General features: G+C 70.4%; 25 protein-coding genes. 12 read left to right on the forward strand and 13 right to left on the reverse strand.

Annotated features, from left to right (window positions below; all coding sequences use genetic code 11):
* Positions 1-3 precede the first annotated feature (3 nt).
* The 7 genes from Q9R13_RS00915 to Q9R13_RS00945 form a co-directional block, all read right to left on the reverse strand.
* Positions 4-1,503, reverse strand: a complete 1,500-nt coding sequence (locus tag Q9R13_RS00915) for a sensor histidine kinase (protein ID WP_310963156.1) — start codon at positions 1,501-1,503, stop codon at positions 4-6.
* A gap of 7 nt (positions 1,504-1,510) precedes the next feature.
* Entirely contained in the window at positions 1,511-2,452 is a 942-nt protein-coding gene (locus Q9R13_RS00920) for a type II secretion system F family protein (protein ID WP_310963157.1), read from the reverse strand.
* 61 nt (positions 2,453-2,513) lie between these two features.
* Entirely contained in the window at positions 2,514-4,451 is a 1,938-nt protein-coding gene (locus Q9R13_RS00925; RefSeq protein ID WP_310963158.1) for a type II secretion system F family protein, read from the reverse strand.
* Complete coding sequence (locus Q9R13_RS00930) at positions 4,448-5,932, reverse strand: CpaF family protein (RefSeq protein ID WP_310963159.1); 1,485 nt, start codon at positions 5,930-5,932, stop codon at positions 4,448-4,450. Before Q9R13_RS00930 ends, Q9R13_RS00925 begins: the two co-directional genes overlap by 4 nt.
* A gap of 4 nt (positions 5,933-5,936) precedes the next feature.
* Positions 5,937-7,109 (reverse strand): AAA family ATPase, encoded by a 1,173-nt coding sequence (locus Q9R13_RS00935; protein ID WP_310963160.1) that lies wholly within the window; start codon positions 7,107-7,109, stop codon positions 5,937-5,939.
* Positions 7,110-7,137: 28 nt separating this feature from the next.
* Positions 7,138-7,869 (reverse strand): Flp pilus assembly protein CpaB, encoded by a 732-nt coding sequence (cpaB, locus tag Q9R13_RS00940; protein WP_310963161.1) that lies wholly within the window; start codon positions 7,867-7,869, stop codon positions 7,138-7,140.
* Positions 7,870-8,090: 221 nt separating this feature from the next.
* Entirely contained in the window at positions 8,091-9,893 is a 1,803-nt protein-coding gene (locus tag Q9R13_RS00945) for an AMP-dependent synthetase/ligase (protein WP_310963162.1), read from the reverse strand.
* 175 nt (positions 9,894-10,068) lie between these two features.
* Here Q9R13_RS00945 and Q9R13_RS00950 point away from each other — a divergent pair, with 175 nt between their 5' ends.
* Genes Q9R13_RS00950 through Q9R13_RS00965 form a run of 4 tightly spaced genes read left to right on the forward strand, consistent with a single transcriptional unit; the run spans position 10,069 to position 13,072 of the window.
* A complete protein-coding gene (locus tag Q9R13_RS00950) occupies positions 10,069-10,506 on the forward strand; it encodes an SRPBCC family protein (RefSeq protein WP_310963163.1) in 438 nt (145 codons plus the stop codon).
* A gap of 6 nt (positions 10,507-10,512) precedes the next feature.
* The gene (locus tag Q9R13_RS00955) at positions 10,513-11,700 is read left to right on the forward strand and encodes an ArsA family ATPase (protein WP_310963164.1); all 1,188 of its coding nucleotides are present in this window, start codon (positions 10,513-10,515) and stop codon (positions 11,698-11,700) included.
* Complete coding sequence (locus Q9R13_RS00960) at positions 11,690-12,100, forward strand: hypothetical protein (RefSeq protein WP_310963165.1); 411 nt, start codon at positions 11,690-11,692, stop codon at positions 12,098-12,100. Before Q9R13_RS00955 ends, Q9R13_RS00960 begins: the two co-directional genes overlap by 11 nt.
* On the forward strand, positions 12,101-13,072 hold the full coding sequence (locus tag Q9R13_RS00965) for an ROK family glucokinase (protein ID WP_310963166.1): 972 nt from the start codon (positions 12,101-12,103) through the stop codon (positions 13,070-13,072).
* Between the two features lie 12 nt (positions 13,073-13,084).
* Here Q9R13_RS00965 and Q9R13_RS00970 read toward each other — a convergent pair whose 3' ends face one another.
* Both Q9R13_RS00970 and Q9R13_RS00975 read right to left on the reverse strand, forming a co-directional pair.
* Positions 13,085-13,534, reverse strand: coding sequence for a hypothetical protein (locus Q9R13_RS00970; protein WP_310963167.1), 450 nt, complete (start codon positions 13,532-13,534; stop codon positions 13,085-13,087).
* Positions 13,527-14,294 (reverse strand): alpha/beta hydrolase, encoded by a 768-nt coding sequence (locus Q9R13_RS00975; protein WP_310963169.1) that lies wholly within the window; start codon positions 14,292-14,294, stop codon positions 13,527-13,529. The genes Q9R13_RS00970 and Q9R13_RS00975 overlap by 8 nt, the downstream gene beginning before the upstream one ends.
* A gap of 144 nt (positions 14,295-14,438) precedes the next feature.
* Here Q9R13_RS00975 and Q9R13_RS00980 point away from each other — a divergent pair, with 144 nt between their 5' ends.
* The 4 genes from Q9R13_RS00980 (at position 14,439) to Q9R13_RS00995 (ending at position 16,864) form a co-directional block, all read left to right on the forward strand.
* Entirely contained in the window at positions 14,439-15,149 is a 711-nt protein-coding gene (locus tag Q9R13_RS00980; RefSeq protein ID WP_310963170.1) for a lysophospholipid acyltransferase family protein, read from the forward strand.
* Positions 15,146-15,949, forward strand: a complete 804-nt coding sequence (locus tag Q9R13_RS00985) for an MOSC domain-containing protein (RefSeq protein ID WP_310963171.1) — start codon at positions 15,146-15,148, stop codon at positions 15,947-15,949. The genes Q9R13_RS00980 and Q9R13_RS00985 overlap by 4 nt, the downstream gene beginning before the upstream one ends.
* Positions 15,946-16,464 (forward strand): flavin reductase family protein, encoded by a 519-nt coding sequence (locus Q9R13_RS00990; protein WP_310963172.1) that lies wholly within the window; start codon positions 15,946-15,948, stop codon positions 16,462-16,464. Before Q9R13_RS00985 ends, Q9R13_RS00990 begins: the two co-directional genes overlap by 4 nt.
* Positions 16,465-16,525: 61 nt before the next feature.
* Positions 16,526-16,864 carry a helix-turn-helix domain-containing protein gene (locus Q9R13_RS00995; protein WP_310963173.1) on the forward strand — a complete coding sequence of 113 codons (339 nt, stop codon included), beginning with the start codon at positions 16,526-16,528 and terminating at the stop codon, positions 16,862-16,864.
* 16 nt (positions 16,865-16,880) lie between these two features.
* Here Q9R13_RS00995 and Q9R13_RS01000 read toward each other — a convergent pair whose 3' ends face one another.
* A complete protein-coding gene (locus Q9R13_RS01000; RefSeq protein WP_310963174.1) occupies positions 16,881-18,284 on the reverse strand; it encodes a WS/DGAT/MGAT family O-acyltransferase in 1,404 nt (467 codons plus the stop codon).
* Between the two features lie 152 nt (positions 18,285-18,436).
* Here Q9R13_RS01000 and Q9R13_RS01005 point away from each other — a divergent pair, with 152 nt between their 5' ends.
* Positions 18,437-18,889: a pyridoxamine 5'-phosphate oxidase family protein gene (locus Q9R13_RS01005; protein WP_310963175.1), complete on the forward strand. Its 453-nt coding sequence runs from the start codon at positions 18,437-18,439 to the stop codon at positions 18,887-18,889.
* Positions 18,890-18,950: 61 nt separating this feature from the next.
* Entirely contained in the window at positions 18,951-20,528 is a 1,578-nt protein-coding gene (locus Q9R13_RS01010) for a GAF domain-containing sensor histidine kinase (RefSeq protein WP_310963176.1), read from the forward strand.
* 29 nt (positions 20,529-20,557) lie between these two features.
* Here the strand turns inward: Q9R13_RS01010 and Q9R13_RS01015 are convergent, their stop codons facing one another.
* Positions 20,558-21,202, reverse strand: a complete 645-nt coding sequence (locus Q9R13_RS01015) for a hypothetical protein (protein ID WP_310963177.1) — start codon at positions 21,200-21,202, stop codon at positions 20,558-20,560.
* A gap of 132 nt (positions 21,203-21,334) precedes the next feature.
* On the reverse strand, positions 21,335-21,967 hold the full coding sequence (locus Q9R13_RS01020; protein WP_310963178.1) for a response regulator transcription factor: 633 nt from the start codon (positions 21,965-21,967) through the stop codon (positions 21,335-21,337).
* 75 nt (positions 21,968-22,042) lie between these two features.
* On the opposite strand from Q9R13_RS01020, the gene Q9R13_RS01025 reads away from it, so the two are divergent.
* Entirely contained in the window at positions 22,043-23,641 is a 1,599-nt protein-coding gene (locus Q9R13_RS01025; RefSeq protein WP_310963179.1) for a GMC family oxidoreductase, read from the forward strand.
* On the forward strand, positions 23,638-25,149 hold the full coding sequence (locus Q9R13_RS01030) for an aldehyde dehydrogenase family protein (RefSeq protein ID WP_310963180.1): 1,512 nt from the start codon (positions 23,638-23,640) through the stop codon (positions 25,147-25,149). The genes Q9R13_RS01025 and Q9R13_RS01030 overlap by 4 nt, the downstream gene beginning before the upstream one ends.
* A 44-nt stretch (positions 25,150-25,193) precedes the next feature.
* On the opposite strand, the gene Q9R13_RS01035 is transcribed toward Q9R13_RS01030, so the two are convergent.
* The gene (locus tag Q9R13_RS01035) at positions 25,194-26,309 is read right to left on the reverse strand and encodes a glutamate--cysteine ligase (RefSeq protein WP_310963181.1); all 1,116 of its coding nucleotides are present in this window, start codon (positions 26,307-26,309) and stop codon (positions 25,194-25,196) included.
* Positions 26,310-26,329 lie beyond the last annotated feature (20 nt).

Below are 26,329 nucleotides of genomic sequence, written 5' to 3' on the forward strand. Positions count from 1 at the left end.
ACGCTAGCGGTCCACACGCACCGTCACACAGGTTCCACGGCTGTCGGCCGCCGGTGAGTCGATCTCGAGGTCGGCGCCGACCGCCGCGGCCCGCTCCTTCATGATCTGTAGCCCGTGCGAGTCGTCGCGTCCTGGGCCGAGGCCCGAGCCGTCGTCGCGTACGACGAGCTCGGCCTCGGGGGCGCGCACCCGGCAGGTGACCCAGAGATTGGTCGCAGCAGAGTGCTTGCGGGCGTTGTTGATCGCCTCTTGTGCGATCCGCAGTAGCTCCGACTCGATCTTCGGGCGCAGTCTCGGCCCGGACTCATCGAGGGAGAGGTGCACGGCCATCGTCGTCCGGCTGCCGACGAAGCGGGCCATCTCCGAGAGGCTCTCGCCCAACCCACGGCCCACCGTGACGCTGTTGCGCAGGTCGAACACCGAGTAGCGGAGCTCACCCACCACGCGACTGATCTCCTCGCGCAGCCCGCCCAGCTGGCTCTCCTGCTCAGGGTCGGCGGGGGTGACGCCGTCGAGGAGGTAGCCGAGCGAGGCGACGTCCTGGGCGATGCCGTCGTGCACCTCCCGCGCCAGACGCTGGCGCTCCTCCTGGGTGGCCGAGCTGCGCACGCCGTCGAACAGCAGGGCGGCATGCAGCTTGAGGGTCTCTGGGGACAGCGCTGCCACGAGGTCGTCCAGGTCCTGGCGCGAAGGCGGGTACTCACAGGTGGCGGCCAGCACCGCGACCGTCTGTCCGTCCCGGACCAACGGCACCGTGAGGTCGCGGCCCTGAGCGATCGGGGCGCGGTCGAACCAGGCGTACTCTCGCGCCCGGTGATCCCCGATCTCCTCGGGCACGCTGCCCGCACTGCACCGTAGCGGGGTGATCGTGCCGGCGGGCGTGCGGGAGAACAGGGCGGAGGTCCGTAACGGCAGGCAGTCCGATGCGGCAGCGAGAAGCGTGTCCGCGATGCCGGTCAGGTCGAGACCATCGCTGAGCCGTCCCGAGACCTGCTGGAGCTGCTTGATGAGGTCTGCGGCGTTGCGGTACGACGTGTCGGTGGCCGTCTCGGCCAGCAGGCGGTGGATCGAGGCGCCGAGGAGGCCCAGACCGATGCCCGTGACCATCCAGACGATGCCACGGGCCGCCACCGGGCGGCTCAGTTCGTGAAGGAAGAGGAAGCCGACGGTCATCACCACGGCCTCGGTGGCGATGACCCTCAGCAGGCCGCTGATGCGCCCCGCGAGGCCGCCGATGAGGACCGGAACTGTCAGGTAGGGCACCACCGAGTCGTTGCCGGGAGCGAGCGCTACCGCTGCTGCCGCCGCTACGGCACCTTCGAGGATGCCGATCCAGGTCTCCGATATGCGCCGACTCAACGACAGGACCTGGCCCGTCGCGGCGATCAGGAGAACGATCAGGCCCCCATCGGCCGTGGGCGTGCCGGACACCGGAAGCATCGCCAGGATGGCGGCCAGGCTGAACACCCGGGCCGCGAGTGCCACCCGCCGGATCTGGCTCACGGACAGCTCACCCGACGGTCCCCGAGAAGTTGTTAATGATAGAGATCGCCGCCGGCCCGAGCACGGCGATGAACAGGCACGGCAGGATGCAGAAGATCAGCGGGATCAGGATCTTGACCGGCACCTGCTGGGCCTTCTCCTCGGCCCACTGCCGCTTCTTGACCCGGATCTCCGACGATTGGACCCGCAGGACCTGACCCACCGGGATGCCGAAGGCATCGGCCTGCACCATCGCGCTCACGAAGGCACGCAGCTCGGGCATTTGAGTGCGCTCGGCCAGCGAGCGCAGGGCGTCCGAACGGCTGCGGCCGATCTGCATCTCCTGCAGCATCCGGGCGAACTCTTCAGCCACCGGACCCTCGGAGTTGCGTGCGACCTGAGCAACTGCGGCGTCGAATCCCAACCCGGACTCGACCGAGATGGTGAGCAGGTCGATCGCGTCCGGCAGTGCCCGCTGCATCTGCTCGGTGCGGTTGTAGGCCACCTGGTAGAGGTAGAAGTTCGGGGTGAGGTAGCCCGCGACGGAGGCGAGCACGACGAACCCGAGCGTCGGCAGGAAGCCGATCCCCATCGCCACTGAGGCAAGCAGCGACACCACCAGCGCCGCGAGGAAGCAGAGGACCTTCCCGGCGATGATCCGGTCGACCGTCCAGCCCTTGGGGTTGCCAGCGTGCTCAAGCTTCTGCCGGAGCCGGACGCTGGCGTCGGCCGGGGTCAGCCTGCTGCCGAGGCCCTGCAACCGGCCGAGCAGGGGGATCAGCACCCGTTCGCTGAACGGCGGCTCGAGCTCCTGCTTCATCTCCTGCGGAGCCGAGGTCAGCGCCTCGAGCACGGCCAACGAGCGGTGCACGCCGGTGCGCTCTTGGGTGAGGCCCCCGAGGGCGGCGAAGACGACGAACAGGGCGGCGAAGATCATCGCCACGCCGAGCAGTAGGAGCAACGTGTTCATGCGGGGCCCCCGGGGCGTTGTGCGGCGGAGTGAAGCGGGGGAGCAGAACGTCTTGGGATGCTCATAGGTCCACCTTCGCGACCTTGGACATCCAGAAGATGCCGACTGTGAGGAGGACGGCGATGCCGACGCACATCACCCAGCCGAGCGGCGTCGTGTACAGCGGGTGCACGTAGTCGGGCTTGGTGAGGGTGAGGTAGACGAGGAACAACGGCGGCAGCCCACCGAGGATGGCGGCCGAGAGACGGCCCTCGGCCGACAAGGCCTTGACATGGCGTCGCAGGAACTCACGCTCCCGCAAGGTGGCGGCGACGGTGAGCAGCAGCTCGGCGAGGTTTCCGCCGACCTGGCGCTGGATCCGGATCGCCATCACCACCCAGCTGAAGTCCTTGCTGTTCATCCGCTGGGCGACACCTTCGAGCGCATCCTCGAGGGTGACCCCGAGGCGGGCCTCGACGACGACGCGGCGGAACTCCGAGGACACCGGCTCCGTCCCCTCGCGAACGATGGTGTCGATTGACTGGGCCAACGAGAGCCCGGCGGACAGACTGCCCGACATGAGTTGCAGGGTGTCGGCGAGGCTGCTGTCGAACGCTCGCAGCCGGCGGCTGCGCTTGAGGCCGAGGAAGATCCACGGCCCGATCGCCCCGCCGGCGAGGAAGATCACGATGAGCAGCGGGTTGCCCGCGCCGAGGAGTCCGCCGACCAGCCCGGCGGCGATCGCGATGCCGCCGTGGATCAGCACCCACTCAGCCGGTTTGACCGCCATGCCGGCGGCCTCGAGCCTCTTCTCGATCCGGGCCTCGAGACTGCGGTTGTTGGCCAGCGCGCGCGCCGCCACCCCCTTGGCCTGGTCGGCGAGGGAGAGTCCGGCCTCCTTCTCGATCGCACGCTTGCCCGGGCGGCTGCCGGTGCCGCTGGCGCCGTACGTGCCGATCTGGTCCTCGACCGATGCGCCAACCACCGGCTGCGGCAGGCCGCCGAACAGCCCCATCAGCAGGGCCAGGAGCGCGAGGCCGATCGCGGCGACCGCGCCGAGCGCCACCGGCCATGGAATCGACAGCGCGCCGGCTTGCACTCGCGTCGGGGCGTGCGTCGCCGGGGGACTGGTCGCGACTGACCGGTGGACGGCCACGAACGCCGAACCCGTGTAGCTCTGGCCCGCAGCAGACAGGGTGATGGCGACGTCGGCGTCCTTGGCGGTCACCGAGGCCGGCACGGCCACTGTCACCAGCACCTGCCGAGCGAGCACGGCGGCCTCGCTGCGGTACGCCGCGGTCAGGGTCGTCGGGTCGGCGGCACTGAGCACCGTGCCTCGTCCGGCGCGCGCGATCGCGTTGAGGGGCTTGTTGCTCGCGTCTGCCCGTGCCAGCGAGACTGCGTCCAGCTTCACCCCGGACCGGCGGACGTGGTCGAGAGCCGCCTGCAGGGACGAGCCAGTGGTGTCCTTGCCGTCGGACAGCAGCAGGACGTCCCGTTGGCCCGCCGTGCCGGTGGCGTCGACGGCAGCGCTGACACCGTCGTAGAGCGAGGTGTGCGTGGACAGACTCAGACCGCCCAGTGCGGAGCGCGCGGCCGCACGGTCCGTGGTCGGCGGCAACAGCTCGTCGACGGAGTCTGCGAACGTCACGATGCCGACGGCGACGTTGGCCGGCACGGTGTCCAGGTAGGACTGCGCAGCCTTCGTCGCCTCCCTGATCCTGGTACCGCGCATGCTGCTGCTGGTGTCGATCGCGAGGACGGTGGTGCGCTGCACGGCGTTGGTCGTCGAGGCCTCTTGGGCCGTCGCCGTCGCGTCCGTGCCGCCGACGGTCGCGCTGACCGACTTCAGATCGACCGCGGCCGTGCCCGGGACCGAGACCAGCAGCTTGAGCGTGCCGTTGCCGGTCTGCACGTGGTCGATGCTGACGCCGTCCGCGGCGTACGACGGTGCGGCGAGAGCTCCGCCGACGAGAACCGCGACGGCAAACGGGCCCAGCAGGCCGCGCAGGAGTCTCATCGGAAGCCGCCGGTCGCGAAGATGCGAGGGTCGACGCGCACGTTGGAGTGCGCCATCTTCTCCAGGAACTTCGGGCGGAGCCCGGTCGCCCGCAGGGTGCCGAGACTTGTCCCGTCGGCGTCGAACCCGGCCCCGGTGTCGTAGACGAAGATGTCCTGCAGCGTGATCACGTCGCCCTCCATCCGCTCGACCTCGGTGATGTGGGTGATCCGGCGGCTACCGTCCTTGAGACGCGCCTGGTGCACGATCAGGTCGACCGCCGAGGCGATCTGCTCGCGAATGGCGCGCATCGGGAGATCCATGCCGGCCATCAGCACCATGGTCTCGATGCGGGACAGGGTGTCGCGCGGTCCGTTGGAGTGCACCGTGCAGATGGAGCCGTCATGGCCGGTGTTCATCGCCTGCAGCATGTCGAGCGCTGAGGAGTCACGGACCTCGCCGACGATGATCCGGTCCGGCCGCATCCGCAGGGAGTTGCGCACGAGGTCGCGGATGCTCACCTGGCCCTTGCCCTCGATATTGGCCGGTCGTGACTCCAGGCGTACGACGTGATCCTGCTTGAGCTGGAGCTCGGCGGCGTCCTCGATCGTGACGATCCGCTCGTCGTCGGGGATGAAGGACGAAAGCACGTTGAGCGTCGTCGTCTTGCCTGCTCCCGTGCCGCCGGAGACGATCACGTTGAGCCTTCCTCGGACGCAGGCGTCGAGGAACTCCGCCGTCTTCTCGCTGAGCGAACCGAACGTGATGAGGTCGTCCACGGTGAAGGGGTCGGCGGCGAACTTCCGGATGGTCAGCGAGCTCCCGTCGATAGCCAGAGGCGGCACCACCGCGTTGACGCGGCTGCCGTCGGGCAGGCGAGCATCCACCATCGGGGAGGCCTCGTCCACACGGCGGCCGATCCGGGAGACGATCTTGTCGATGGTGCGGCGCAGATGTGCCTCGTCCTTGAACTTGCCATCGACCCGCACCAGCTTGCCCTTGCGCTCGAGCCAGATGTCGAAGGGCCCGTTGACCATCACCTCGGCCACGTCGGTGTCGCGCAGGTAGGGCTCGAGGGGGCCGTAGCCCAGGATGTCATCGGCGATCTCCTGGGTGATGCGCTGGCGATCACCTGCAGTGAGAGGCCGGTGGTCCGCAGCCATCACGTCGATGAGCGCGGCGCGGACCTTGCTCTCGAGCTCGGACTGGGTGAGGTTGGCGTCGTACAGCTGGGGGCCGAGCTGGACCAGCAGCTCGGCGTGCACGCTCGCCTTGAGATCGTCGAAGCGGGTCTGGCTCGCGCGTGCCCGGGTGCGGGGGTCGCCGGAGTGCGCACCCTGGACCCGAGCCGGGGGAGGCGGCGGTGCCCCGGCACCGCTGGGAGCGGTCTCCGAGCTGGGAGCGGCCTCCGAGCTGGGAGCGGCCGCGGGGGCGGGTGCTTCGGGAGCTGGAGTCGAGCCTCCGCGCGCTGCTGCGGCCAGCCGGTCGCTCAATGAACTCATCGGGTCACGCTCCGTTCCGCTTGTGGCGGCGCAGGAGGCCGCGTCGGCCACTTGACTTGGTGGGCAGCTCGGACCCCGCGAGCCGCGCGGCGAGTTGGCGGATCGACTGCGACACCGGGCTGTCCGGGTGCCCCAGCACGATCGGGCGCCCGTGGTTGGTCGAGCTGGCCACGGCCATGTCCGAGGGGATCGCCGCCACCACGGACTGCTTGAGGATCGTCTCGACGTTGTGCACCGACAGGCCGACCTCGTCGTCGGCACGGTTCAGCACCAGGTGCCGGTTCTCCTTGACGAGGTCGAGCAGGTCGAGGGTTTCCAGCGCCATCTTCATGTTCTTCACGGTCGGTACGTCGAGCGTGGCCACCAGCACCAGCTCGTCGGTCTCGTCGAACGCCTGGAGCACCGGCTCATCGAAGCCGGGGGAGGTGTCGATCACCACGAAGTCGAAGTGCTTGCGCAGTGTCGTCACGACGCGTCGTACCAGACTGGCGGGAATCCGGTCCCGCGCATCGGGGATCGTCGGTGCGGCCAGGATCATCACGTTGTCGGCGTGCCGGGTCAGCAACTGCCGGAGGAGGGAGAAGTCCAAGGTCGTCTCCGAGCCGACGGCCTCATCGATGGTGTGCTCCGGGATCAGCTGCAGGGTGATGGCGACGTCGCCGAAGGCCAGATCGAGATCGATGATGCAGACCCGTTTGGCGGGGTCGCTCGCCAGCGCGAGCGCGAGGTTCACCGCCATCGTGGTCTTGCCGACGCCGCCCTTGGGGCTGAAGACGGTGATCACCTTGCCGCCGGTGCCGCCAATGCTGGTCGCCGGACCGTGAATGGCCTCCCAGGTCTGCCGGGCGCGGTCAACGGCGCTCCGAAGGCCCGCGGTGTCGCCGGCAGCGACCACGGAGGGGATCCCGGCGCTCATCGCGGACTCGAACACCGACGTGGTCAGCTCATGGCGGATCAGCACCACCCCGGCCGACGGGTGGGTGGTGCGCAGCTTGTCGGCCACCTCGGCGGCCTGGCGCAGCGGAACATCGGGGCCGAGTACGACGACGTACTCGTCGGGGCGGCTCTGCATCCAGGCAGCAAGCTGGTCGGTGCCGGCAACGACGTGCGCGCCGTCGGCGAGCAGGGCCGTCATTGCGGCGGCCTGCTTGCTGTCCTGTTCGACGAGGACCGGCATTGCTAACCCTCCCTCATGAAACGCGTGCTCACCGGAAGAGGTTCGACCCCGAGACACCGCGATCGGGGTGGACCTTGGAGTCCTTGTTCAGCAGCCCGAGCGCGAGCTCGCCGTTGCCGCTGGCGAACAGCACCTTCTCCGACTCGGCCTGGTCGAGTGCCAGCGTGATCAGCGTGCGAGGGAGCTGCTCGGTGGTCTGTGCCCCACTGCTGTCGGTCTTGGTGGTCGAGACCACCGTGGTGGTGCCGACGCCGATCACCTCGACCTTGGGGAGCAGCAGCCGGGAGAACGGACCGGCGGTGCCCAGGCCGGCACCCTGCATGTAGATCGCGACCTCGTCGCCGGGGTTGACGAAGCCCGCGACCCTGGCCGGGTCGGTGAGGTTGACCGACACCGCCATCTTGCCCTTGGGGATCGTCAGCGTCGTGCCGGAGCCGGTCGCCCCGAACTTGGTCGAGATGATCTGCTCGCCGGGGTAGATCGTCGTGTTCGCGACCTGGTTGCTCACGGCGGAGAGGTCGGTCAGCGCACCGGGGAGCACCTGGCCCTGTGGCACGCTGCCCAGCTCGATCTTGCCGGCTGCCTGGGCAGCTGCCACGGTCTCGCCCGGGTCGATCTGCTTCACCGCACGGAGCACCTTCACCGCGTCGTACTGCTGCGCGGCGCGGTTGTCGGCACCGCGGACGTAGAGGAACACGAGAAGTGTTCCGAGCACGGCGATCACTGCTGCCGTGGCCAGGAGTACTTTCCTGCGATCCATGGTCGAGCCTCCCTCAGTCCCGACGCACGCGTGCCGTGCGCGCGAGCGCGCGGTGCATGCGATCGCCGACGCCCCTCCGCGTCGGCAGTCACCATGGTGACGGCAAATGCGGGCTCATGTGTGCGAATCACGGAACTTGTGATCTGGAATGCGCAGTTCCGGATCGGGACGCGCAGGCGATCGGAGTCCGGCCCGGGGAGCCATCGAGGCTGCTGAGCGCGTCAGCGCGCGTAGAGCGCCTCGACGTCGTCCGCGCACTCCCGCATGACCACGTTGCGCTTCAGCTTGAGGCTGGGCGTCAGCTGGCCGCCCTCCTCGGTCCAACTGACCGGAAGGATCGTGAACTTGCGGATCGACTCCGCCTTCGAGACCGCCTTGTTGGCGTCCTCGACCGCAGCCTCGATCTCGGCACGGAGGTCAGGGTCGTCGACGAGCTCGGCGAGCGGGCCGGACTTGTCGTGCTGCCGGGCCCAGGCCTCGAAGGCCTCCTCGTCGACGGTCACCAGGGCCGCGATGAACGGCTGGCCGTCGCCGACCACGATGCACTGGTCGACCAGCGCGTGGGCTCGGAGCCGGTCCTCGAGCACCGCGGGAGCGACGTTCTTGCCGCCTGCGGTGACCAGGATCTCCTTCTTGCGACCTGTGATCCGGACGAAGCCCTCGTCGTCGATCTCCCCGACGTCGCCGGTGTGGAACCAGCCGTCGCCGTCGATGGCGTCGCTGGTGGCCCGCGGATTGTTCCAATAGCCGGCGAAGACCTGCCCGCCACGGAAGAGCAGCTCGCCGTCGTCGGCCACCCGGACCGAGGTGCCCTGGACAGGGCGTCCCACAGTGCCGATCCGCTGGGCGTCGGGAAGGTTCACCGTCAGGGCTGCGGTGGTCTCCGTCAGGCCATAGCCCTCCAGGACGTTGACCCCCACGCCGCGGTAGAAGTGGCCGAGGCGCTCACCCAGCGGAGCGCCCCCGGAGACGGCATACTCGCAGTTCCCGCCGAGCGCGGTGCGCAGCCGGCCGTACACGAGTCGGTCGAAGACCGCGTGCTGTGCCCTGGTGAGGAGTCCGGCGCGGCCGGTGTCCTGGGCGCGCGACCAGGCGATCGCTGCCTCCGACGCGCGCTGGAAGACGCGGCCCTTGCCGTCGGCGACAGCACGTTGGGACGCGGTGTTGAAGACCTTCTCGAAGACGCGGGGCACCGCCAGGATGAAGGTCGGCCGGAACCCGGCGAAGTCCTCGAGCAGGTTGCGTACGTCGGCGGAGTGCCCCATCCGGACCCGGGCGCGGATGCAGCCGACCTCGATGATCCGCGCGAAGACGTGCGCCAGCGGGAGGAACAGCAGCGTGGACGGCGGATCCTCCCCCTCCTCGGGCCTGAAGAGCCGGTCCAGCTCCTCGATGGCGACGGTGGCCTCGAACAGGAAGTTCGCGTGGGTCAGCATGCAGCCCTTGGGACGGCCCGTCGTTCCTGACGTGTAGATCAGCGTGGCCAGTGCGTCCGGTCCGGTGCCGGAGCGTCGCGCCTCGAGGTCGGCGTCAGGGACGTCCTCGCCGAGGGTGTGCAGCACGTCGAGCGCCCCGCCCTCGATGGACCAGACGTTGTGCAGGTCGTCCAGACCCTCCCGGACCTCGCTGACCCGGCTCATGTGATCGGGCGTCTCGGCGAGAACGGCCCGCGCCCCTGAGTCCGCCAGGATCCAGCGCACCTGCTCGGCGCTCGATGTCTCGTAGATGGGCACGCTGGCCGCCCCGGCGTACCAGATGGCGTAGTCCAGGACGGTCCACTCGTAGCGGGTCTTGGACATCAGGGCGACCCGGTCCCCGGGCTGGACGCCGGCCGCGATGAGGCCCTTCGCCGTCGCCCGCACCTCGGCGAGCAGGGTTGCCGCAGTGACGTCACGCCAAGCGGTGCCGTCGCGGCGGCTCAGCACGACGGCATCGGGGTGCTCGGTGCCGTTGGCCACCACGTCGTCGGCCAGGTTGCCGATCTGCGGGACGGTCACCTCGAGGGGGGTGGAGTACTCACGCACGGGGCGCCTCCTCGCGGGTGGTGCCGACGTGAGCCGGCGACGGGATCTGCTCGGGTGGTGGGGCTGACGTTACCGACTGCGCACCCTGAGGAGTACGGCGACCAGCAGCCGGACCGTGCGTCCGCCGCGCTGACGGGACGATCCTCGGGGCCCGGACTCGGATAGCCTGTCCGACATGGCCGAGCAGACCACGTCGAGCATCCTCATCGAGGCCCCCGCCGAGCGGGTGATGGCGGTGATCGCGGACTTCCCGGCGTACCCGACCTGGGCCCAGGGCATGAAGCAGGTCGACGTGCTCAGCGCCGGTGCCGACGGGCGGGCCGAGCAGGTCCACTTCGAGCTCGAGGCGACCCCGATCAAGGACACCTATGTCTTGGGCTACGACTGGGACGGTGACCGGGCCGTGCACTGGCACCTGGTCGAGGGCAAGATGCTCAAGGCCATGCAGGGGGCCTACGAGCTGAGCCCCGCCGGGACCGGGACCGAGGTCACCTACCGGCTCACTGTGGAGGTCGCGATCCCGATGATCGGGATGCTGCGGCGCAAGGCCGAGAAGGTGATCATCGACAGCGCGCTGAAGGGGCTGAAGAAGCGCGTCGAGTCGCTCGGCTGAGCCGCTGTGGCTCCGCGGATCATCCTCTTCACCGGCAAGGGGGGCGTCGGCAAGACCACGACGGCGGCGGGCACGGCGACGCTCGCGGCCCGGTCGGGCAGCCGCACCCTCGTGCTGTCCACCGACGCTGCCCACTCGCTCGCTGACACGTTCGGCGTCGCCATCGGTGCCGAGCCCACCCAGGTCGAGGAAGGACTGTGGGTCCAACAGGTCGACGCCCAGCGCCGCTTCGAGCACTCCTGGGGCGAGATCCAGGGCTACCTGCGCAGCGTGCTGGACACGGTCGGGGTCGACCCGATCACCGCGGAGGAGCTCACCGTGGTGCCGGGGGCCGAGGAGGTGCTCGCCCTCCTCGAGCTCCGCTCGCACGCGGTGGGGGACCGGTGGGACCTCATCGTGGTGGACTGCGCGCCGACCGCCGAGACCCTGCGCCTGCTCGCACTGCCCGAGGCGCTCGGCTGGTACATGAACCGCGTCTTCGGCGTCCAACGCCGGGTGGTCAAGGCTCTCCGTCCCGTCCTCACTCGCGCGGCCGGCGTGCCGATGCCGGAGGAGTCCGTCTTCGACGCGGTCCAGCGACTGCACCACGACCTGTCGGAGGTGCAGCAGATCCTCAGCGGCAAGGACGCCACGGTGCGGCTGGTGCTCACCCCGGAGGCCGTCGTCGTGGCGGAGGCGCGCCGTTCGCTGACCACCCTCTCGCTGTACGGCTACCGGGTGGACGGGGTCGTGGCGAACCGGGTGTTCCCCTCCGGGAGCGATGAGTGGCTGGCAGGCTGGGTGCGCGCGCAGTCCGAGGTGCTCGACGAGATCCGGCACTCGTTCGCCGGTCTGCCCATCTGGGTGTCGGCGTACCAGCCGGGCGAGCCCGTCGGAGCGGACGCTCTGGCGTCCTTCGCGGCCGCGGCGTACGGCGACGACGACCCGTTCGCCCTGCTCGAGGACGAGGGGCCGATGAGCGTCCGACGGACCGACAGCGGTGCCGTGCTCAGCATCGCGCTGCCCTTCGCGAGCCGGGAGGACGTCGACCTCGCTCGGCACGGCGACGAGCTCGTCGTGACCGTCGGGTCGTACCGGCGGCTGCTGGCGCTGCCCGTGGCGCTGGCCCGGCAGACGGTCACCGGCGCTCGTGTCGAGGATGGCGCCCTGCAGGTACGGTTCAGGTTCGAGGAGGGATCCACCCGTGACCGATGATCGCGCCGACGACGAGCAGGATGCCTCCGGCAGGCCGCCGGTCGGCAGCGTCGCCGAGGAGGCCGCCGCGCTGTTGGCGGCGCTGTCCGGCTTCGCCAAGGAGCAGGGCAGCCAGTACGCCGGTGCCGCCTCCGGGGTCGCGACCGCCGCGTCGGAGTCGCTGCACAACCTCAACGAGCACATCGCCACGGGGTCGAAGGACTGCGTCTACTGTCCGGTGTGCCAGGTGATCCACGCAGTGCGTGCGACCAGCCCGGAGGTGCGCACGAACCTGGCCATCGCCGCGAACGCCCTCGCCCAGGCCGCGGCGGGCATGCTGGCCAGTCACGTCCCGACGGACGAGTCCGGTCCGGTGCAGAAGATCGACCTGGACGACGGCTCCGACTGGGAGGACTCCTGAGTGGCAACGCACGGCACGCAGCACCTGAGCATCGGCGTCGACGTCGGCGGCACCAAGATCGCCGGTGGCCTGGTCAGCGAGGACGGCACCCTGCTCGGCTCCGCCAGGCGAGAGTCGCCGGCGACCGACTCGAGTGCGATCGTCGCCACCATCGCCGACCTGGTCGAGGAGCTGACCGCGACCGCCGAGGGCGCGGTCCGCGGCATCGGCGTCGCCGCGGCAGGGTTCGTCGACCGGGACCGTTCGACGGTGCTCTTCGCCCCCAACCTGGCGTGGCGAGACGAGCCGCTGCGGGCCGACCTGGAGACCCGGCTGAAGCTCCCGGTGGTCATCGAGAACGATGCGAACGCGGCGGCGTGGGGGGAGTTCCGATTCGGTGCGGGCGCCGATGTCGACGACCTGTTGCTGATCACCGTCGGCACCGGCATCGGCGGCGGCGTGGTCCTTGACGGCCAGCTGATGCGCGGTGGCTTCGGCATCGGTGCCGAGGTCGGGCACATGCGCGTCGTACCGGACGGGCGGCTGTGCGGCTGCGGCAACCACGGCTGCTGGGAGCCCTACGGCTCGGGCAACGCGCTCGTCAAGAACACCCGCACCGAGGCCGCACAGTCATTGCTGGCCAGCGACCTGGTCGCGCGCGCCGGCGGCGACCCGGACGACATCGACGGGCCGATGATCAGTGCCGCAGCGGCCGCCGGCGACCAGTTCGCGATCGACCAGATCAAGGAGATCGGCACCTGGCTGGGGGCCGGTATCGCCTCCCTGGCTGCGATCCTCGACCCGACCGTGGTGGTGATCGGTGGGGGCGTCAGCGAGGCCGGCGAGCTGCTCGTCGGACCCGTCCGGGAGACCTTCGGCCGGCTCCTGACCGGGCGTGGTCACCGTCCGACGGCCGAGATCCGCCTCGCCAGCCTGGGCAACCGAGCCGGGATGCTCGGCGTCGCCGACCTGGCCCGCACGCCCGCTCGCTGAACGCGCGGTCCCTCAGACGACCGCACCGTCGTCCCACGGATCGTCGTCGTCACCCTTGCGCATCGTGGCCACCAGGTAACCGAAGCCGCCCACGAACGCGCAGAACAGCAGCAGGGAGGCCCAGGACGGCAGGCTGATCCGCAGCAGGATGCAGACCAGGGCGATCGAGGGCGAGCCGAACAGGGCGATCCAGGCGGCGCCGCGCGGTCCGGTGGGCCGGGGGGCGGGCGGTGGCGGCGGGGGCACGTAGTGCTCCTGCGGTTCGTCGACCCAGGTCGCAGGGGGGTCCGGCTCCGGCTGGGCACGCGCCTCCTGCTGGCTGCGGTCGAGGGCCCGATCCCAGTCCTGCCCGGTCAGGTCGTCCTTGAGGGCGGGCTCGCCGTAGTTGGCGACGATCTCGCGCCAGACAGAGTCCTGGTCGCCGGCCGGAAGGTCGCGGTCGGGATCCGGCTGGTCAGCCATCGGAGGTCACCCGCGCGACGAAGGCCGCACTCTCCTCGTAGATCTGCTCGGCGTCGTTGTCGATGGTGGCGACGTGGTAGCTGTTCGTGAGCAGCCGCTCGGTGAGGTCGCGTGAGGAGACGCCACCGAGGATGATCCGGCCCGACGACGGGTCCACCACATGGTCCTCAGCGGAGCGGAAGAGCAGCAGCGGGCAGGTGATCCGGTCGAGGTCGGCACGGACCCGCTTCCAGGCTGCCGTCATCGAGGCCAGTGGCTTGAGCGGGGTCCGATCGTAGGCGGCCTCGTCGACGCCGGGCTTCTTGATGTCGTTGCCGATGGCCGGCATCGACCGCACGACGTGCTTGAGCAGCGGTACGGCGAGGAGTTGTCTGTTGGTGCTGGCCACCGCCGCGTTGACCAGGACCACGCCGGCGATCTCGGGGTGCTGCTCGGCGAGGTGGAGCGCCAGCGTGCCGCCCATCGAGAGGCCCCCGACCACCACAGCGTCGGTGCGGGCCGCCAGGGCGGCGTACGTCCGCTCGACCTCTGCTGCCCAGTCGTCCCAGCGGGTGCGCAGCATGTCCTGCACGCTGGTGCCGTGTCCGGGGAGCCGGGGGACCTCCACCGCGTACCCCTGCGCGGCGAGGTACTCGCCCCATGGAGTCATCGAGGCCGGGGAGCCGGTGAAGCCGTGGCTCAGCAGCACTCCGACGCGGCGTCCGGCGGATCCGGCCCGCCCCTCCGACGAGTACGGCGGAATGCGGACGTCTGCACTCACGGAGTCTCCTGGCGGGGTGGTCGGGTGGGGACCTCCATCGTTTCACGCGCCCGGTGGAGGGGCTAGGGTGTGGGCGGCGACGGCGCGTTATCGGGAGGACTCGGCTTGTTCTACTGGTTCCTGAAGTGGATTGCCCTCGGCCCCATGCTGCGTGTGGTCTTTCGACCCCGGGTGGCCGGTCTCGAGAACGTCCCCGAGGAGGGGCCGGTGATCCTCGCCAGCAACCACCTGTCCTACGCCGACTGGCTGTTCATGCCGCTCACCCTGCCGCGCCGGGTGAGCTTCGTGGCCAAGGCCGAGTACTTCACCAGCCCCGGCATCAAGGGATGGCTGCAGAAGACCTTCTTCAGAGGTGCCGGGCAGATCCCGATCGACCGATCGGGAGCCAACGCGGCCGAGGGTGCGCTGATGTCGGCAAAGTCCGTGCTGGCCAATGGGGAGATGTTCGGCATCTACCCCGAGGGCACCCGCTCCCACGACGGCCGGTTGTACCGCGGCAAGACCGGCGTGGCCCGGCTCGCGCTGGAGACCGGGGTGCCGGTGATCCCCGTGGGCGTAGTGGGCACAGACGCGATCGCCCCTCCGGGCAAGACCTTCGGCCGGCTGACCCGGCCGCTGGTGCGCTTCGGCAAGCCGCTGGACTTCTCCCGCTACGAGGGGATGGAGAACGACCGCTACATCCTCCGGTCGATCACCGACGAGATCATGTACGAGATCATGCGCCTCTCGGGTCAGGAGTACGTCGACATGTACGCCAGCCGGGCCAAGGAGGAGGCCAAGCGCGCCGACCGGGAGGCCCGGAGTGCCGGAGCCGCCCCGCGGGACGGTGCCGAGAGGGACCGCAAGGCATCGTGAGGGTCCACTCGGTCCACCGCTACCCGGTGAAGTCGATGGGCGGAGAGGACCTCACCAGCGCGGTCGTCGAGCCCTGGGGGCTGGCCGGCGACCGCCGGTGGATGGTCGTCGACGCCGAAGGCCGCGCCCTGACCGCCCGCGAGGCGCCGGCCCTGCTCCGCGTGCGCCCGACGCTGACGGCGGACGGCGTGCTGCTGCGCTGCGATCGGCGGGCCGTCGCGGCCCGGCCCGAGGAGCCGCTGGTCGAGGTCACGGTCTGGGGCGACACCGTGAAAGCCACCCCTGCGGGGCCGGAGGCGAGCAGCTGGCTGAGCGAGCTGCTCGGCGTTGCGGTTCGCCTGGTCTTCCTCGACGACCCCACCCGGCGGCCGGTGGACCCGCGCCACGGACGTCCTGCGGATCGGGTCTCCTTCGCTGACGGCTACCCGCTGTTGCTGACCAGCACGTCGTCGCTCGAACAGCTCGAGACCTGGGTGGCAGCCGGTCCGCACGCCGCGGAGGGCCCGCTGCCGATGTCCAGGTTCCGGCCCAGTGTCGTCGTCGAGGACGTGGAGCCGTGGGCCGAGGACGGCTGGCGGCTGCTGCGGATCGGGGCGGCGCAGTTCCGTTCGGTCAAGCCCTGTGCGCGCTGCGTGATCACCACCACCGACCCGCTGACGGGTCGGCGCGGGCGCGAGCCCCTGGCGAGCCTGGCCAGGCACCGCAACATCGACGGCGGCCTGCTGTTCGGCGTCAACCTGGTGCCCGACGGTGCGGGCGAGCGGATCGCCGTCGGCGATGCCGTCGAGGTGCTGGGATGACCATTCATCATGAGCACCCGTTCCTGGATCCCCACGTCGATGACGTACGACGGCTGCGTGGCCGGGTCGGCGCCACGGTCTCGTTGTGGACCAGCGGTGTGCTCGGTGCCGGCGCGGCCGGGTTGACGGTGTCGTCGTACGCGGTGGTGGCCGGCGAGCCCGGCCACTTCGTCGCGGCGCTGGACCCCGACTCCGACCTGTCGGACCGGTTGCGTGAGACCGGGCGCGCCGTGGTCCACCTCCTGGCCTGGGCCGACCGGGACCTCGCCGACGCCTTCGGCGGCACCGCGCCCGCTCCCGGTGGTCCGTTCCGACTGCGCTCCTTCCTGGACTCCCCGCATGGGCCTCGGCTGGAGACGGCGACCACCTGGGCGTCGGTCCGCCTCGAGGACGGCCGTGACGTGGGGTGGTCGTGGATGGTGACCGCGGCGATCGAGGAGCTGCGGGTCGGCGACGCCGACTGGCTGGTGCACCGCCGCGGGAGGTACGCCCACGCTGGTCCGACCCGCGGGTGATCACGCGGGATGATTCGGCCGCCGGGTAGCGTTGCACCCGTCGGACGAGAGGGGAGCAGTCATGGTGGCCGAATCGGTGCTGTTGCGTGAGTCACTGGGCACGGTGCTGCGCGCCGAGCGGATGCGGCGCGGCATGACGCTGCGCGAGCTGTCCGGAGCTGCCCGGATCAGCCTGGGCTACATCTCCGAGGTCGAGCGTGGCCAGAAGGAGGCCTCGTCCGAGCTGCTGGCGGCCCTGTGCGACGCCCTCGGGGTGCCGCTGTCGACGGTGCTGCGGTTGACCAGTGACGAGGTCGCGGTGATCGAGTCGCCAGTGCCCGACACGGTCCCGGCGGTCCGCTCCGACGTGCGCAGCGACGCCGCCGTGGTCCTCAGCGGCGTGGTGGCCTCGGCCGCCTGACCCTCGGAGCACCGGGTCAGCCGACGCCCGCGGCCTTCTCCAATGCGGCCAGCTCGTCGTCGAGGTGCACCAGCAGCCGCTGCAGGTGCGGGACACTGCGTCGGCAGCCGGTCAGTCCGAACTCCATGTCGTCGGCGTAGCTGTTGCAGGTGATGTTCAGCGCCATGCCCTGCATCGGCACGGAGACCGGGTAGGTCCCGGTGAGCCGGGCGCCGTTGAAGTACTGGACCGCGCGCGGGCCTGGGACGTTGCTGATGATGAGGTTGAACGGCGGACGGGCGATCCCGTTGAGCCGCAGCATCGGGATCACCAGGGAGGGCGCCATGCCCAGGGCCGACATCGCCACGATCTGGTTCGGTGTCATCGACGCGAGCGCCGCCTTGCCGTCCTTCATCGACCGGTGCACCGACTCCAGCCGCTCAGCGGGGTCGGCAAGGTCGGTACCGAGCTTGACCATGACGGCGCCGACGGCGTTGCCACCCTCGCCCGACATCGAGCTCGCCTTGCGGGAGCTCAGCCCCACCGGGACCATCGACACCAGCGAGGTGTCGGGCAGGGCGTTGAGCTCGAGCAGGTAGGTGCGCACCGCGCCGGCGCACATCGCGAGCACGACGTCGTTCATGGTCGTCCCGGATGCCTTGGAGACGCCCCGGATCCGCTCCAGCGGCCAGCCCTGCGCGGCGAACCGGCGGGACCCGGTGATGTTGACGTTGAACATCGTCCGCGGGGCATGCAGGGAGACTGCCGAGGTCTCGTTGCGGATCCCCTTGGCGAGGGTGCGGATCAGCACTGCCGGCAGCCCTGCCGCCTCGGCGGTGAGCCCGAGTGCGGTGCGCAGTGCGCTGATCGGTACGTCGGCCAGCCGCCGGTCCGACTCCGGACTCGTCGCCGAGCGGCTCGGCGGGCGGGCCGCGAAGGGCAGTTGCATGTTCCGCTTGGCGGGGTCGCTGCTCAGGGTGCTCTCCATCAGCCGCATCGCCGAGATTCCGTCGACCAGGGCGTGGTGGACCTTGGTGTACATCGCCATCCGACCGTCGGCGAGGCCCTCGACCAGGTGCATCTCCCACAGCGGCCGCTCGCGGGCGAGCATGGTGCCGTGCAGCCGGCTCACCAGCTCCAGCAGCTCACGCACCCGTCCGGGCCGGGGGAGTGCGTTGTGCCGGACGTGGTGCTCGATGTCGAACTGCTTGTCCTCGGTCCACACCCACTGGCCCAGGGTGCCGATCGAGTAGAACGGGCGCCGGCGGAAGAGCGGAGCCACCTCGTCGACGGCGATCGCGGCCTCGAACATCTCCCGCGCGAAGTCCGGGGAGGCCCCGTCGGGCGGGTCGAAGAGCTGCAGCCCGGCGACGTGCATCGGCTGGTTGCGATTCTCGGCGAGCAGGAAGGCAAGCGATGTGGGGTCGATCGTCATGGCCATAGGGGTCACCTCTCGTCTCGTGGCCGATGATGTCCTGTTTGGGGCCGGAATGCACGGGCCTGGGTGCGTGGCCCTCCGAGGAGGGGACTTTGGGCCCATTCGGGCCGCCGTCGGCTGGGGGATGATGGCGCCATGGCACGAAGGAGGACGTCGTGAGTCGTACACCGGTTGAGCTGACTTTCGAGGAATGCCTGCAGGGCCTGTCTGCGGGAGTGATCGGGCGAGTGGCGCTGTCCACGCCGCGAGGCCCGCGGATCGTCCCGGTCAACTACGGCGTCTTCGACGACGCGATCATCATCCGTACCGCGCCGTACAGCGAGCTGGGCACCTACGGGCCGGACGCCCTCCTGGCCTTCGAGGTCGACGACTTCGACATCGACCTCGAGGAGGGCTGGAGCGTGGTCGCCCACGGTCGGGCCCAGCGCATCGACGACCTCGACGAGATCGAGCAGATCCGCACTGCGCTCGACCCCCAGCCGTGGGCGGCCGGCGTGCGCTCGATGTACCTCCGCCTCGAGTGGCGTGAGTTGACCGGCCGGCGTCTGGGTGGCGGCTGGCTCTCCGGCGCGCTCAGCACTCCGGGTGCGCGAGACGCGTCGCGTTGACGGGACTCCGACGGTGACGCGTGCGATCCCGCCCGGGCCACCGCTCGGTAGCGTGGCCACCATGTTCAGCGAGCCCGACGAGGTCCGGCTCGACGGGCCGACCCAGGGCCTGGTCGACGCGTTGGTGGCGGTGAGCACCGACCTCGACCTTCCTCGGGTGCTGGAGCGCCTGGTCCGGGCCGCCTGCGACCTGACCGGTGCGCGGTACGGCGCCCTGGGGGTCCTCGGCGGCGACCGGGCCCGGCTCGCGCAGTTCATCACGCACGGGATCGAGCCCGACGTGCGGTCGCTCCTCGGCGACCCGCCCCAGGGACGGGGCATTCTCGGGCTGCTGATCGATGACCCGCGCCCGCTCCGGCTACGCAGACTGCAGGACCATCCCGGGTCGGTGGGCTTCCCGCCGAACCATCCGCCGATGGAGAGCTTCCTGGGCGTCCCCATCCACGTGCGTGGCACGATCTTCGGGAACCTCTACCTGTGCGACAAGCGTGGCGCGGGCGCCTTCACCGAGCTGGATGAGCGGTTGGTGGGCGTGCTGGCGACCGGCGCGGCGCACGTGATCGACAACGCGCGCACCTTCGAGCGCACCGAGCGACGCCGGGTCTGGCTGGAGTCGGTCGCCCAGATCGGTGCCCTGCTCCAGGACGACGGCAGCGTCGAGACCGCCGTCGGGCAGATGGCGATCAGCGTGCGCCGACTCGCCGGCGCGAGTGCGGTGGCGGTCGTCCGACTGGTGGGCGACGAGATCGTGGTCGAGGTCGTAGACGGCCCCCGCTCGGACTTCTTGAACGTGCTGATGCCTGCGCTCAGCGGACAGGTGCGTGCGGCCGCGGGGCTGCACGGGGTGGTGCGCCAGGCGACCTTCGGCATCAACCACGCTCTCGTGGTCCCGTTGCGCGAGCACTTCGACCAAGGGGGTGCCGTGGTGGTCGTGGGGGACGAGCCGGTGGGATCCGCGATGACCGAGCTGGTCTCCACGTTCGTCGACCAGGTGACCCTGGCCGTGGACCGGGCACGCGCACTCGGCGAGCGTGAGGAGCTCCTGCTGGGGGCCGACCGCGAGCGGATCGCGCGCGACCTGCATGACGTGGTCATCCAGAGGTTGTTCGCGACCGGTCTGCAGCTGCAGGGGGTCCGGCGGGCGACCTCGGACGACGGCGTCCTGCAGAGGATCGACCAGGCCGTGGAGTCCTTGGACGTGACCATCCGCGAGATCAGGAGCACCATCTTCGACCTGCAGCGCTCCGAGGCGACGGGCGGGCTGCGCAGCGATCTCCAGGCGGTGCTCGAGGAGTACGTCGAGCCGCTCGGTCATCGCCCGGTGCTGCGCACCGACGGCCCGGTGGACACCGCGGTCGGACCCGAGCTGGCCGAGCAGGTGGTGATCGTGCTCCGCGAGGCGTTGTCCAACGTGGCGCGACACGCCCACGCGAGCGCCACCCGGGTCGAGCTGGCGGCGGACGCGCACCGATTGCGCCTCACCGTCGCCGACGACGGAGTCGGCCTGCCCGACCAGCCCGTCGAGAGTGGGTTGCGCAACCTACGCAGCCGGGCGGGCCGCCTGGGCGGGACCTTCGAGGTCGGTCGGGCCTCCGAGGGGGCGGGGACCCGGATGCGCTGGGACGTCCCGGTCGACTGACCGGGACGTCCCAGGCCTCGCAGGTCTGTTCAGCGGAGGATCGGGTGACGGCGGACCAGGCCGGTGCGGCCCCAGACCCGGCCCAGTCCCCAGGTGTCTCCGGCAAGGGTCGCGGCGAGCGCCACCACGCTGACCGCCCCGAGCAGGTGTTCGTCGATGAAGGGGTGGTTGGCCAGTGGGAACGATGCGGTCCACATCAGCAGGTAGAGCGTGACGCCGCTGATCGCCGCGAGCCGCATCCCGACCCCGGCCGTCAGGGCGACGCCGAGGCCGAGGAGCCCGAGCATGAACAGCCAGTCGGCCCAGGCGGACCCGGCCATCGAGGTGAAGACGCCGTGGAACCAGTTGCTCGGGGCGACCCCGAACTTCAAGAACCCCTCTGTCGGGCTACCGCCGTGGATCCAGGCAGCCGGGCCGAGGCGGTCGACCTGACCGGTCGCCGCGTCGCGGCCGGTGCCGAAGCCCAGGGCGAGCAGCTTGTCGAAGAATGCCCAGAGGAACGTCAGTCCGAAGCCGAGCCGGAGCAGGGCCAGCGCCCGGCGTGCTGTCGCGTGCAGCGCGACGACGGCAGTCGCGTCCTCCACAGTGGACTCGGTCCGGCCATGTGCCTGTCGTGGAATCGACCGTTCGCCGCGCCGGGTGACCTTCCTCGGAACCTGTGTGGTGGTGCTCATCTGACTCCTCCTCCTTCGTCGACCTCGTCCATGGGTCGAACCCTCACCACAAGGGTCGCTCCGGGGAGGCGCGTGAGGCAGTGCCGAGCGGCACCTGCGCGCAGGGACCTTGGTCCCACGGGTGCGGCTCGTTCAGCGGAGCAGCCGGGTGGCCAGCACCGCAGCCTGGGTACGGCTCTCCAGACCGAGCTTGGACAAGATGCTCGAGACGTAGTTCTTCACGGTCTTCTCGGCGAGGAACATCCGGACCCCGATCTGCCGGTTGGTCAGACCCTCGGCGATGAGGACAAGGATCTTGCGCTCCTGGCTGGTGAGCGCGGCCAGCTCCTCGTGCTCCTCGGTCCCGCGACGGACCCGCTCCAGCACCCGGGCGGTGAGCGAGGGGTCGATGAGCGACTGGCCGGCCGCGACCCGTCGTACGGCGTCGAGCAGCGCGCTGTTGGTGATCTCCTTGAGCACGTAGCCCGAGGCCCCGGCGAGGATCGCGGCGAACAGGGCGGTGTCGTCGTCGTAGCTCGTCAGGATCAGCGCCTTGACCGCCGGGTTGGTGGAGCGGACATCCCGGCACAGGTCGATGCCGCTGCCGTCGGGGAGGCGCGCGTCGAGGATCGCGACGTCCGGACGTGCGGCCGGGATGCGTGCGCGCGCCTCAGCCACGGTGCCGGCCTCGCCGACGACCTCGATGTCGTCCTCGGCCGAGAGGAGGTCGATCAGGCCGCGGCGAACGAGCTCGTGGTCGTCGAGCAGGAAGACCCGGGTAGTCATGATGGCTTTCTACCCTGTCGGCAGGCGTGGGTATAGGTTCGCCGCACGGTGGCGTGTTCGACGAATGGGGTGCCGATGGCGGGTACGACGGACCGAACGGCGAGCTCTGCGGACTACGTGGTGGTCGGCGGCGGCAGCGCGGGAGCGGTGCTCGCTGCCCGGCTCAGCGAGGATCCCGGGGTCGAGGTCGTGCTGCTCGAGGCGGGCCCGGAGCCGGTGGCCGACGAGATCGCCATCCCGGCGGCGTTCGCGTCGCTCTTCCGGACCCGGTGGGACTGGAACTACTCGACCACCCCGCAGAAGCAGCTGCACGGCAGGACGGCGTACTGGCCCCGGATGAAGGCCCTGGGCGGGTGCTCGGCGATGAACGCGATGATCTACATCCGCGGGAATCGAGCCGACTACGATGCCTGGCGTGACGAGTACGGCGCCACCGGCTGGGGCTATGACGACGTGCTGCCCTACTTCGTCCGGGCCGAGGCGAACTCGCGCTTCGGCGCGCCCTTCCACGGCCAATCCGGCCCGCTGCACGTCGAGGACCGGCGCTGGACGCACGAGCTGACCCAGCTGTGGGTGGACAGCGCGGTCGGCGCCGGGCTGAAGCGCAACGACGACTTCAACGGCGCCGAGCAGGAGGGCGCCGGCATCTACCAGGTCACCTGTCACAAGGGCCGCCGCTGGTCGACGTACCACGGCTACCTCGAGCCCAACCTCGGGCGACCCAACCTGCGGGTGGTCGCGGGCGCCCTCGCCACACGGATCGAGGTCGACGGCGACCGCGCCGGCGGCGTCCGCTACCGGCATGGCGGCCGAGAGACGACAGTCACCGCGCGCCGCGAGGTGCTGCTCTGCGGGGGTGCGGTCAACAGCCCGCACCTGTTGATGCTCTCCGGCATCGGTCCGGCCGCCCACCTGCGCGAGTTCGGCATCGATGTGGTGGCCGACGTCCCCGGCGTCGGTCAGCGGCTGCAGGACCACCCGGCCACGCCGTTCCTCTGGCACACCCACGACACGACCGACCTTGCCGACTTCAACAACGTCCGCAACCTGCTGCGCTGGAAGGCGCGCGGGACCGGGCCGCTGACCTCCAACGTCGGCGAGGGCGGCGGCTTCCTGCGCACCCGCGACGACCTGACCGCTCCCGACATCCAGTACCACGTCGCGCCGTCCGGCTTCTACGACAACGGCTTCCACGAGCCCAACCAGCGGATGTTCACCGCCGCCCCCACGCTCGTTGCCGTGGCGAGCCGCGGTCAGCTGCGGCTCCGGTCGGCAGACCCCGCCTGGCAGCCCGAGATCGACGCCGGCTACTTCGACGACACCGCCGACCTCGACACGATGCTCGCCGGTGCGCGACGGGTGTGGGACATCTGCACCCAAGGACCACTCGCGCGTCACCTCGGCCGGCCCTGGCAGCTCCCCGAGAACCCCACCGACGACGATCTCGTCGAGCACATCCGGCGGTGGACCCAGACCCTCTTCCACCCCGTCGCGACCTGCGCCATGGGCACGGGCGAGGACGCCGTGGTCGACCCGGACCTGCGGGTCCGCGGGGTCGATGACCTGCGGGTCGTCGATGCGTCCGTGATGCCCGTCGTACCCCGGGGGAACACCAACGCACCCACCATCATGGTTGCCGAGAAGGCGGCCGACCTGATCAGGAGCGACCGATGAGTACGCACAGCGAGCAGCTCGCGCCACCGGTGACCACCTTCGACTCGCTCGACCCGCGCACCGGAGACGTGGTCGGCACTCACCCGGTCCACGACGCCGCCGCCGTCGACGAAGCCGTGGGCCGTGCTCGTGAGGCCGCGGCCTGGTGGGGCGCGATGTCCTACGACGAGCGCGCCGAGGTCCTGACCCGCTGGAAGGGCGTCCTCACCCGTCGGGTCCACCAGTTGGCCGACGTGGCGCACCGCGAGACCGGCAAGCCGCACAGTGACGCGGTGCTCGAAGCCGGACTCGCCATCGATCACCTCGGCTGGGCAGCGGGCCACGCGGGCAAGGTGCTCGGCCGCAAACGGCGCAGCTCGGGGATGCTGATGGCGAACATGGCGGCGACGGTCGAGTACCGCCCCCTGGGCGTGGTCGGCGTGATCGGACCGTGGAACTACCCGATCTTCACGCCGATGGGCTCGATCGCCTACGCCCTCGCAGCCGGCAACACGGTGGTGTTCAAGCCGAGTGAGTACACCCCCGGCGTCGGGGTCTGGCTCGCGAACTCGTTCGCCGAGGTGTGCGACCAGCCCGTCCTGCAGGTGGTCACCGGGCTGGGGGAGACCGGTGCCGCGCTGTGTCGAGCGGGGGTCAACAAGCTCGCCTTCACCGGCTCCCCGGCCACCGGCCGCCGGGTGATGGCCGCCTGCGCGGAGACTCTGACGCCGGTGCTGATCGAAGCCGGGGGCAAGGACGCGATGATCGTCGACGAGGACGCCGACCTCGACGCAGCCGTCGACGCCGCCGTGTGGGGCGCCTGCAGCAACGCCGGCCAGACGTGCGCAGGGGTGGAGCGGGTCTACGTCCACGAGCGGGTGTACGACGACTTCCTCGCCGAGCTGGTCGACAAGACCCGCCAGGTCACCGCCGACGCGTCGAGCGAGAGCAAGATCGGCCCGATCACGATGCCCGGGCAGATCGACATCATCCGCCGCCACATCGACGACGCGATCGCGCACGGCGGCCGCGCCGTACTCGGTGGGCCGGAGGCGGTGGGGGAGCGGTTCGTCCAGCCGACGATCCTCGTCGACGTCCCCGAGGACTCCGCAGCGGTGCAGGAGGAGACCTTCGGTCCGACAATGACCGTCTGCAAGGTGCGCGACATGGACGAGGCCGTGCGGCTGGCCAACGACACCCACTACGGCCTCGGGTCGACGGTGTTCTCCCGGTCCCGCGGCATGGAGATCGCCTCACGGATCCGGTCGGGGATGACCGCGATCAACTCGGTGATCTCCTTCGCGGGGATCCCCTCGCTGCCGTTCGGCGGCATCGGCGAGTCGGGCTTCGGCCGGATCCACGGTCCCGACGGTCTCAAGGAGTTCACCTACGCACACGCGATCGCGCGGCGCCGGTTCACCACGCCGATGGAGCTGACCACCTTCCGGCGCACGCCCCAGCAGGACCAGCGGTTCGTCCAGCTGCTGACCATGATGCACGGTCGCAGCCGCACCCTGCCCAAGCGCTGAGTCGGCGCGAGAGCCTGTGCGAGCCAGGCCCTCCGTGCTGGCGGTCAGCCGAGCTCGCGCACCACCGAGTCGACCACCGCGACCAGGTCTCCATCGGTCTGCTGGGCGACGCGGCGCTGCCGCTGGTACGACGCGCCCCGTCGCGGGATCTCCTCGACGAGCCCGAGCGCGTCGGCGCAGCCCAGTCGACGGGCGACCGGGGTGAGGCGCTCGAGCACGTCGGCCAGGTCGTCGAGGAGCAACCGCTCGTGGGACTGCTCGTCGAGGATGATCCAGGCATCCAGGCCGTAGCGTGCCGCCCGCCACTTGTTCTCCTGGACGTGCCAGGGCGGCAGCACCGCCAGGGGCTCCCCGCGGTCGAGCCGGTCGCTGAGATCGACCACCAGACAGTGCGTCAGCGCCACCAGGGCACGCATCTCGTCGTAGGTCGACACGCCGTCACAGATCCGCACCTCGACCGTTCCCAGCCGCGGCGCCGGTCGGACGTCCCAGCGGATCTCGTCGACCTCCTCGATCACCCCGGTCACGAGCAGGTCGTCGGCGTACCCCTCGAAGCCCGACCAGGTGTCGAACTGGAAGGGCAGTCCGGCGGTGGGCAGCTGCTGGAACATCATCGCGCGGTTGCTCGCGTAGCTGGTGTCGTGCCCGGCCCAGATCGGCGACGACGCGCTGAGCGCCTGGAGATGGGGGAACTGGTTGAGCACGGCGGAGACGATCGGCATCACGTGGTCTCGCCGTACCCCGACGTGCACGTGGACGCCCCAGATCAGCATCTGACGGCCCCACCACTGGGTGCGCTCCATCAGCTCTTCGTAGCGGTGCCCGGGCGTCAGCAGCTGGTGCGACCACTCCGCGAACGGATGCGTTCCGGCGCTGTAGAGGTCCGCACCGAGCTCGGCCGCAAGCGGTCGGACGTCGTCGATCAGTGCGATCAGGTCCGCGACCGCCTCGTCCGTGGTGCGGCACACGCCGGAGGTCAGCTCGACGGAGTTGCGCAGCAGCTCCTTGTGCAGGTGGGGGTTCGGCCCGTGCCGCTCGCCGAACGCCCGGAACAGCGGGTCGGCGACGTTGACCAGGTCGCGGCTGTGTCGGTCGACCAGGGCGAACTCCCACTCGACCCCGAGCGTGCCCGGCGTGCCCTGCGCGAACTCGATCGCCACCCGACGATCGTTCCACACCG

The sequence above is a fragment of the Nocardioides marmorisolisilvae genome, from assembly GCF_031656915.1.
Lineage (GTDB): Bacteria > Actinomycetota > Actinomycetes > Propionibacteriales > Nocardioidaceae > Marmoricola > Marmoricola terrisoli.

Excerpts from the sequence above, each read along its gene's own strand:
- Q9R13_RS00920 (WP_310963157.1), bottom strand. The coding sequence starts at position 2,452 with ATGAACACGTTGCTCCTACTGCTCGGCGTGGCGATGATCTTCGCCGCC.
- Q9R13_RS00925 (WP_310963158.1), bottom strand. The coding sequence starts at position 4,451 with ATGAGACTCCTGCGCGGCCTGCTGGGCCCGTTTGCCGTCGCGGTTCTC.
- Q9R13_RS00930 (WP_310963159.1), bottom strand. The coding sequence starts at position 5,932 with ATGAGTTCATTGAGCGACCGGCTGGCCGCAGCAGCGCGCGGAGGCTCG.
- Q9R13_RS00935 (WP_310963160.1), bottom strand. The coding sequence starts at position 7,109 with ATGCCGGTCCTCGTCGAACAGGACAGCAAGCAGGCCGCCGCAATGACG.
- cpaB (WP_310963161.1), bottom strand. The coding sequence starts at position 7,869 with ATGGATCGCAGGAAAGTACTCCTGGCCACGGCAGCAGTGATCGCCGTG.
- Q9R13_RS00950 (WP_310963163.1), top strand. The coding sequence starts at position 10,069 with ATGGCCGAGCAGACCACGTCGAGCATCCTCATCGAGGCCCCCGCCGAG.
- Q9R13_RS00970 (WP_310963167.1), bottom strand. The coding sequence starts at position 13,534 with ATGGCTGACCAGCCGGATCCCGACCGCGACCTTCCGGCCGGCGACCAG.
- Q9R13_RS00980 (WP_310963170.1), top strand. The coding sequence starts at position 14,439 with ATGCTGCGTGTGGTCTTTCGACCCCGGGTGGCCGGTCTCGAGAACGTC.
- Q9R13_RS00990 (WP_310963172.1), top strand. The coding sequence starts at position 15,946 with ATGACCATTCATCATGAGCACCCGTTCCTGGATCCCCACGTCGATGAC.
- Q9R13_RS00995 (WP_310963173.1), top strand. The coding sequence starts at position 16,526 with ATGGTGGCCGAATCGGTGCTGTTGCGTGAGTCACTGGGCACGGTGCTG.
- Q9R13_RS01000 (WP_310963174.1), bottom strand. The coding sequence starts at position 18,284 with ATGGCCATGACGATCGACCCCACATCGCTTGCCTTCCTGCTCGCCGAG.
- Q9R13_RS01010 (WP_310963176.1), top strand. The coding sequence starts at position 18,951 with ATGTTCAGCGAGCCCGACGAGGTCCGGCTCGACGGGCCGACCCAGGGC.
- Q9R13_RS01015 (WP_310963177.1), bottom strand. The coding sequence starts at position 21,202 with ATGAGCACCACCACACAGGTTCCGAGGAAGGTCACCCGGCGCGGCGAA.
- Q9R13_RS01020 (WP_310963178.1), bottom strand. The coding sequence starts at position 21,967 with ATGACTACCCGGGTCTTCCTGCTCGACGACCACGAGCTCGTTCGCCGC.
- Q9R13_RS01025 (WP_310963179.1), top strand. The coding sequence starts at position 22,043 with ATGGCGGGTACGACGGACCGAACGGCGAGCTCTGCGGACTACGTGGTG.
- Q9R13_RS01030 (WP_310963180.1), top strand. The coding sequence starts at position 23,638 with ATGAGTACGCACAGCGAGCAGCTCGCGCCACCGGTGACCACCTTCGAC.